The 6779-nt window shown below is 67.6% G+C and carries 10 protein-coding genes; 7 read left to right on the top strand and 3 right to left on the bottom strand.

Annotation, left to right across the window (positions count from 1 at the left end):
- Positions 1–54: 54 nt before the first annotated feature.
- The 6 genes from EJK15_RS66390 (at position 55) to EJK15_RS66365 (ending at position 4031) form a co-directional block, all read left to right on the top strand.
- Complete coding sequence (locus EJK15_RS66390; protein WP_138720454.1) at positions 55–717, top strand: class I SAM-dependent methyltransferase; 663 nt, start codon at positions 55–57, stop codon at positions 715–717.
- Positions 718–981: 264 nt separating this feature from the next.
- Positions 982–1353, top strand: coding sequence for an antibiotic biosynthesis monooxygenase family protein (locus EJK15_RS66385; protein ID WP_138720453.1), 372 nt, complete (start codon positions 982–984; stop codon positions 1351–1353).
- A 202-nt stretch (positions 1354–1555) separates the two neighbouring features.
- On the top strand, positions 1556–2887 hold the full coding sequence (locus EJK15_RS66380; protein WP_171075382.1) for a ferredoxin reductase family protein: 1332 nt from the start codon (positions 1556–1558) through the stop codon (positions 2885–2887).
- A gap of 13 nt (positions 2888–2900) precedes the next feature.
- Entirely contained in the window at positions 2901–3356 is a 456-nt protein-coding gene (locus EJK15_RS66375; RefSeq protein ID WP_138720451.1) for a MarR family winged helix-turn-helix transcriptional regulator, read from the top strand.
- A gap of 217 nt (positions 3357–3573) precedes the next feature.
- A complete protein-coding gene (locus EJK15_RS66370; protein WP_138720450.1) occupies positions 3574–3798 on the top strand; it encodes a helix-turn-helix domain-containing protein in 225 nt (74 codons plus the stop codon).
- A complete protein-coding gene (locus EJK15_RS66365) occupies positions 3798–4031 on the top strand; it encodes a TetR/AcrR family transcriptional regulator C-terminal domain-containing protein (RefSeq protein WP_138720449.1) in 234 nt (77 codons plus the stop codon). Before EJK15_RS66370 ends, EJK15_RS66365 begins: the two co-directional genes overlap by 1 nt.
- A 211-nt stretch (positions 4032–4242) precedes the next feature.
- On the opposite strand, the gene EJK15_RS66360 is transcribed toward EJK15_RS66365, so the two are convergent.
- The 3 genes from EJK15_RS66360 to EJK15_RS66350 all read right to left on the bottom strand — a co-directional run bounded on the left by EJK15_RS66360 (position 4243) and on the right by EJK15_RS66350 (position 5862).
- On the bottom strand, positions 4243–4737 hold the full coding sequence (locus EJK15_RS66360) for a hypothetical protein (protein ID WP_240778077.1): 495 nt from the start codon (positions 4735–4737) through the stop codon (positions 4243–4245).
- Between the two features lie 71 nt (positions 4738–4808).
- Positions 4809–5246, bottom strand: coding sequence for a DUF2218 domain-containing protein (locus tag EJK15_RS66355; RefSeq protein WP_138720447.1), 438 nt, complete (start codon positions 5244–5246; stop codon positions 4809–4811).
- 16 nt (positions 5247–5262) lie between these two features.
- Positions 5263–5862 (bottom strand): class I SAM-dependent methyltransferase, encoded by a 600-nt coding sequence (locus tag EJK15_RS66350; protein ID WP_138720446.1) that lies wholly within the window; start codon positions 5860–5862, stop codon positions 5263–5265.
- Positions 5863–5962: 100 nt separating this feature from the next.
- Here EJK15_RS66350 and EJK15_RS66345 point away from each other — a divergent pair, with 100 nt between their 5' ends.
- Positions 5963–6745, top strand: a complete 783-nt coding sequence (locus EJK15_RS66345) for an alpha/beta hydrolase (protein ID WP_171075380.1) — start codon at positions 5963–5965, stop codon at positions 6743–6745.
- Positions 6746–6779: the final 34 nt, after the last annotated feature.

Below are 6779 nucleotides of genomic sequence, written 5' to 3'. Positions count from 1 at the left end.
GTACGGGCTCGAGGAGTTCACGCAGCCCAAGGCGCTGCTCGGCGGGGCGGAGACATGAGCGAGCGCTGGTTCAGGTTCCTCTATCGGATCCACTTGACCCCCTGGGAGACCGGGGAGCCCGTGCCCGAGCTGGTCGAGGCCGTGGACGGGACGGCCGGTTTTCCGGCCCTCCCGGTCGGCCGGGCGCTGGACATCGGCTGCGGGACCGGCACCCACGTCATCTGGCTGGCCCAGCGCGGCTGGGACGCGGCCGGCGTGGATCTGACGTCCGTGGCCGTCGACCGCGCCCGCGAGAAGGCCAAGCGCGCCGGGGTGGAGGCGCGCTGGTACGTGGGCGACTTCATGCAGCCGGAGGGGCTCGGGCTGGGCGATGGTTACGGGCTGCTGTTCGACCGGGGGTGCCTGCACAGCATTCCGCACGGCAGCCGGGACGCCTACGTGCGGGCGGTCACACGGATCGCCGCCCCGGGAGCCGTGCTGCTCATTCTCGGCTGCTACCCGAGCAGAGGCCCGTGGCCCAAGCCGGTGGGCATCGCGAAGGGGGAGGTCGCCGCGAGCTTCGCCGACGGTTGGGAGGTGGAGACCGAGGAGGACCGGGAGCGCGGGCACGCAGGCTTCTACCGGCTCCAGCGCGTCCCGATCAGGCCCGGGACAGAGGCCACAGTGCGCTGCCCAAGCGGTCGTGACCAGGCTCCCGGGGGGTCGTCGACGATGTGACCCAGCCTCACGAACGTGTTTGGTTCCGGACAGGCCGCCCAACTCCGCCTTCCCGCGATCGGTGCGGTCTTGCCGCCCGGTGTGGCTCGTCTGTGATGTGAGCTTCCCTCCGGTTCCCCGGACACCTGACCTGAGGTCACCCTTGAGCCGGCACCACAGCAGGTGATCATCGCCGGAGAGCGGGCGGGCGACGTGTCCGATGCGGCCCGCGTGGAGGCCGCAGCGACCCGTCGGCATCACACCACATTCCTTGGAGGGAAGGCCATGATCACTCTTGCGGAACGTGACGCGAGCACGCCGTACGGCAAGCAGCTGCAGAGCGCCGGCGATGGCCCGGTCACGCTGATCAACACTTTCGTCGCGCCAGAGGGCAAGACGGAGGAGGCGCTCGCCGCGTGGCAGGAGGACGCCGCCTACGTCAAGAGCCGGCCCGGCTTCATCTCCGCCCAGCTTCACCAGGGCATCGCCGGGAGCCGCGTCCTGGCGAACATCGCGGTCTGGGAGTCCGCCGCGCACCTGCGGGCCGCATTCTCCGCCCCCGAGTTCGGCGCGGGCCTCGAGCGCTACCCGGACGGCACCGTCGCCTACCCGCACCTGATGGAGAAGGTGGCCGTCCCCGGTATCTGCGTGGCCTGAGCCACCACCGTCCCGGCCATCTCCAGGCACTCGTTCTGCAAGCAAAAAGCGAAGCCGAGAGGTTGGCCGGTCATGGCCGGTGTGCTCGCGGGCCGCGTCGCATCGTTCTTGCCGGCAGCCCGAGATGTCGTCGAGCCGCTGAGTGGCGGCACAAGAGGCGAGCAGTAGATAGCATGCAATGCGTTTAGATAGCATGCTATCTATGTCATGGAAACTGCACTGGGGCACCTTGGCGTTCGTTTGCGCGTACGCCGGATTGGTAGCCGGCGTTCTGCTGCTCGTGGCCCCCGCGACGGGAGGGCTGAGCGGCCTGGCCATCCTCGCGGGCGCGATCGCGTACGCGATGATGGCTACGAACCTGTTCCTCGCGATCCGCCGCCCGATACTCGAGAAGTTGTTCGGCCCACTCGATCGCGTCTACAACGCCCATCGCCGGATCGGAACGCTCATCCTCGGAGCGATCGGCCTGCATCTGGTCCTCATCCCCATCGCGTCGGCCGTCGACCGCGGGGAAAGCATTCTGGACACCCTCAACGTGGCCATTCCGCTCGGTGTGCTGGGAACGCTTGTCCTCGTCGGGTCGATCGTGCTGGCCGTCAACACGAAGGTGCCCTACGACAGGTGGCAGAAGGTCCACATGGCCACGGGTTTCGCCTTTCTCGTACTGACCGCGCACATGGTGAGCGGCGCCAGTCAATGGTTCTCGCTGGTCAGCCCTTTGGGCGGCCTGCTCGGCTGCTTCGCATTGCTGGGCGCCGGAAGCCTGATCGTCCGGGTGGCGGACAAGGCTCGCGGAGGGGTGCCCTATGTGGTCGTCGAAACGCTGCGACGCGAACGCGGAGTCGAGGTCGTCATGCGGCCGGAAGGATCGCGCAGAATCGCCCCGCACCGGCCCGGCGAGTTCGTGTTCTTGACGGCGACTGCCGATGGGGCGCGAGAGACGCATCCGTTCACGTTGACGAGTGCAGGAGGCGAAGAGCGCGTGAGCGTCCTGATCCGCTCATCCGGGGATTGGACGGGCCGCGCTCAGGCAGGCCTTGCGGTCGGCGATCGAGTGCGCGTCGACGGCCCGTTCGGATCGTTCACGCCGCCGGTGGGCGCAGGTGCCCCTCAGCATCAGGTTTGGGTGGCGGGAGGAGCCGGCATCACGCCGTTCCTGTCGGTTCTGCGGACCGCCGAGCGCGCGCCGGACGTCGCTGAGCCGTCGCGGCGGCGGGTCGAGTTGCTCATTGCGGCACGGGATGCCGACGACGTTCCTTGCTGGGAGGAACTGTCCATGTTCGCTCGTAACATGTCGTGGCTGACGCTCACGCCGGCGTTCAGCGCAGTGAGCGGAAGACTCGACGGCGATGCCGTCGACCGCGTCATCAAGAGCAAACCCGAGGGCACGGCGTGGTACCTCTGCGGCCCGGCCGGGCTTACCGCGATGGTCCAACGCCGACTCGGTCAGCAATCAGGTGCGCAGCGTCAGGTATACCGTGAACTGTACGAGTGGCGGGCGGGTGAGATGAACGCGCCGGTGAAGCACCCCTAGTCGAGAAGAGGCCATGGACTTCAACCGTTTCGACTCTGCTGGATTCGTGATCAACTGGTGTGCGCGTGTGTTCGAGCGCCGCATGGCCGAGGCTCTCCGCCCCCTCGGGATCACTCCGGCATATCTTCCCCCTCTCTTCACGCTGTCCGCGCTCGGGGGCACCACCCAGGGTGAGCTCGCGAAAGCGTCGGCGATCCAGCAGCCGACGATGGCGCTCACCCTCCGCCGGATGGAGCGCGACGGACTGATCGTCCGCGTTCAGGACGAGACCGACCACCGCCGCGCCATCATTCGCCTCACCCCTCAGGCCGAAGCACTCCTACCGCAAGTGGAAGCGCTCGCGCAGAGCATCAATGAGACCGCCTTCGCCGGTCTCCCCGCCGAGGCGCCCACACAACTGATCGAGCTCCTGCGCCAGACCGCAGAAAATCTCGAGAAGCAACAGGCGGTTGCGGAGGGCGTCCTGTGATCTCACCGGAAGCCCATCTGCGGTTCCGATTTCCATGGCGCTGACCGGTGCGGATGCATCCCGGTCCACGACTCGTCGTCAGCCGCTGCTGAGCATCGGCTCTTTCAAGAGGCGCCGCTCCGAATGGTGCCCCATACACCGCTCCCGGCGGATTGAGCAGCACGATCCAGCGCCCCTTCGGCCATCAACGCGTTCGTGAACTTGAGAAGTGGTGGCAATGGTCGAGAAAGACACAGACGCGGGGATTCCTATCCCGCCATGGCGGACACCGCCCAAGTCGGTGTGTGCGAAACAGCCACTCAGCCAGGAGCTCATCATCGATACGGCCTTGCGCATCCTGGAGGCCGAAGGTCTGGATGCGGTGACCATGCGCCGGGTCGCCCACGAGCTGGGCACCGGAGCGGCCATGCTTTACGCCCATGCATCGCCAAGGTGTCGCTGATGATCCAGGCCAACGCGATCGAGGCCGGGACCTATCGCATCAAGGCCACCCAAGGAGCTGACCTGGACGCCCACCTCGGGCAAGTCACGCAATACCTCCAGAGCCTGCCACCCGAGCTGTTCCCGCACATCACCTCAATGGCCGGCAGCCTCACTTCCGGCGACATCGACGAGCGCTTCGAGTTCGGGATAAACGTGTTTCTCAGGGGCTTGGAAGCCCACATCGAGAAGTAGACCGGCGATCGCTCCAGTTCCGGGGCGACCGGCTCCCGCCCCCGCTGCTCAGGCGTGGGCGAGGACGCTCGGTCTGTCGGCGACCTTCGCGGCGATGGTCGTCATGTGCGCCCAGAAGGTCAGAGGGCAGCGGCCGCCTAGGATCCATTGTGGGCGAATGTTGTGGGCGAATAAGGACGGCTGTGAAAGTCGTGCGCAGCGAACGCGTGAATCAATCGTCGTTGCCGCGCTCGGTGTCTGCTTGGTGTTCCTTGATCGCTGCCTCTACCAGGGCACGTGCGGCCCAGGTGATGGCCTCCTGTTCGGCCTGCGGGTCAAGGCCACGGACATCGCGTAGGGCGATCTGCGCCTCCCAGCCGACCACGATGGTCAGGGCCGAGATCAGGCGCTGGAACGACTCCTCGCTCAGGGTGCTGCGGAGCGGTTCGCAGGCCTGCTCCAGCCATTCCACCCGGCGGGGGGTGCGGCGTGGGGCGGCCGGCTCTCGAGCGTCGCTCGCCGGCGGATCGACGGTCAGACGGATCAGCCGGCGGCCCAGGGGAAGCGATTGCGGTGAGTACGCCAGCAGGGTCCGGACGAGGGCGTCCAGCCGGCCTGCGGGGTCGTCGGCGAGCGCGGGGTCGGCCAGTGCCTCCTCGACCGGGGGCTCGTTGAGCGCGCCGGCGGTCGCGTCGATCAGCAGGTGGTCGAGGGTCGGGAAGTACATGTAGATCGTGCGACGTGACACATCGGCGGCGGCCGCGATCTCGTCGATGGCCGGCGTCGCTCCGCCGGCGCTCAGCCGGCCACCACCAAGCCGAGCAGGGCGCGCCGTCCTCCTCGGTGCGGCACGGGCTCCACGACCTTCGCGACGGGCTCAGAGGCAGGGCCGGGCCGGGTCCAGTCCACGGTCAGGTCATCACGCCTGCCCATCCTGGTGAGGTTCCTGGTGACGAGGGCCTGGATGCGCTGCAACCGTTCCTCGTCCTCGGCCTCGACCCGCAGCGTCAACGCCTCTGGAGTGGCATGCAGGACGCAGGTGCCCCCGTCGACGGTGATGGTCCCGTCGGTTTCCGACCAGTCGGCCTTGATGTTCTTGGGTCTCTCGCCGCCCATGTGGGGTCCGCGACCGGGGTGAGCGGGGAACCCGTGGCCCATCTGGCCGGCGTGTCGGCAGAGCTGGACGAGGTATCGGCCGGCGCGTTCGGTGGTGACGCGGGCTTCGGTGGTTGGCATCGCATTCCTTCCGGGGTCAGATTCGGGTGAGCGCGGCGAGCCAGGCCAGGACACCGTCAGGGATAACGGTGTTGTCGATCGTGGCGGTGGTGATCGAGTCGAGCGTCCACCCGTTGGCGAAGGCGGCCCCGATCTCCTCCCGCGTCACGCGCCGCGGCCCGTACTCGCCCGCGCCGGGCTGCCGGTCGCTGAAACACAGCAGGAACAGCCGGGCGCCCGGCTTGGTCGCCGCGCGCAGGCTGTCGACGTAGGAGGCCCGGTCGGCGTCGCTGAAGATGTGGAACAGCAGAGAGTCGAGCACGGTGTCGAAAGACTCCCCGAGCTCGGCCAGCCGGAGCGCGTCGTGGCGGAGGAACCGCGCGGTGAGGCCCCGCTCCCGTGCCTTGGCCTGGGCGGTGCTGATCGCTCTGGAGGCGAGGTCGACGCCGGTGACCTCGAGCCCGAGTGCGGCGCACATGAGCGTGTGCTCGCCGGTGCCGCAGCCGACGTCCAGCACCCGGCCCTGGATGGCACCGGTCTGGGCGAGGTCGAGGAACGCCGGTTGCGGGCGGCCGATGTCCCAGGGCAGCGGGCCGCTGTAGAGGCCTTCCTGCGATCCGTGCGGAGTAGCTGTCATAGAGGTGCACCTATGTCTCTGTCTTGAACGCACTGCATCTCACCTATACATTATGTATCGTAAAAGCGTTGTGAGCGAGCACGTGAGGAGCGCAAGGCGGATGAGCACGCTCGAAGTTCCCGGAGCCCGTCTCTACTATGAGACCCATGGCAGCGGCCCGCTCATGGTTCTGATCACCGGAGCACCCGGCGTGGCCGACGTCTACCGGGTGGTCACCCACCAGCTGGCCGCCCGATACACCGTCGTCATCTACGACCGCCGCGGTTTCTCCCGCAGTCTTCTCAGGGGTCCGCAGGACTATGACCGCCGACTGGAAACCGACGCCGACGATGCCCGCCGCCTGATCGAGCACCTGAACGCCGGGCCGGCGATCGTCTTCGGCGCCAGCTCCGGAGCCACCGTCGGCCTGGAACTTCTCGCCCGCCACCCCTCCGCTGTCCGCACCCTCATCCCACACGAGCCGCCCGCCATGCAACTGCTCTCCGACGGAGACAAATGGGTCCGCTTCTTCTCCGAGGTCTACGACCTCTATCGGCGCTCAGGATCCGAACCGGCGATGACGATGTTCAGGGAGCGGACATTCGCCTCCTCGGACCACCAGCACATGGCCGACGCCCCCAGGAACGACGCCAACGCCGCCCACTGGTTCGAGCACGAACTACGCCAATACCCGCCCGCCCCCATCGACCTGGCCGCACTTGCCACGCACGCCGACCGCATCACTCCCGCAGTCGGACGCGAATCGCGGGGCCACCCGTGCTACGAGGCGACCGTGGAACTGGGGAGGCGCCTAGGGCGCGTATTGGGTTGTGATCAAGGGGTGGCTCGTGTGAGGTCTTTGATCCAAATCATCGCGCCACGAAGGTGGAGGCCGGCGATGTAGCTCTCAGGGGTCTTGTCGTAGCGGGTGGCGATGC

It is taken from the genome of Nonomuraea basaltis, assembly GCF_005893125.1.
GTDB lineage: Bacteria > Actinomycetota > Actinomycetes > Streptosporangiales > Streptosporangiaceae > Nonomuraea > Nonomuraea basaltis.
Note: the sequence above shows the minus strand (reverse complement) of the source record. Positions and strands in the feature narration are given on the sequence as shown.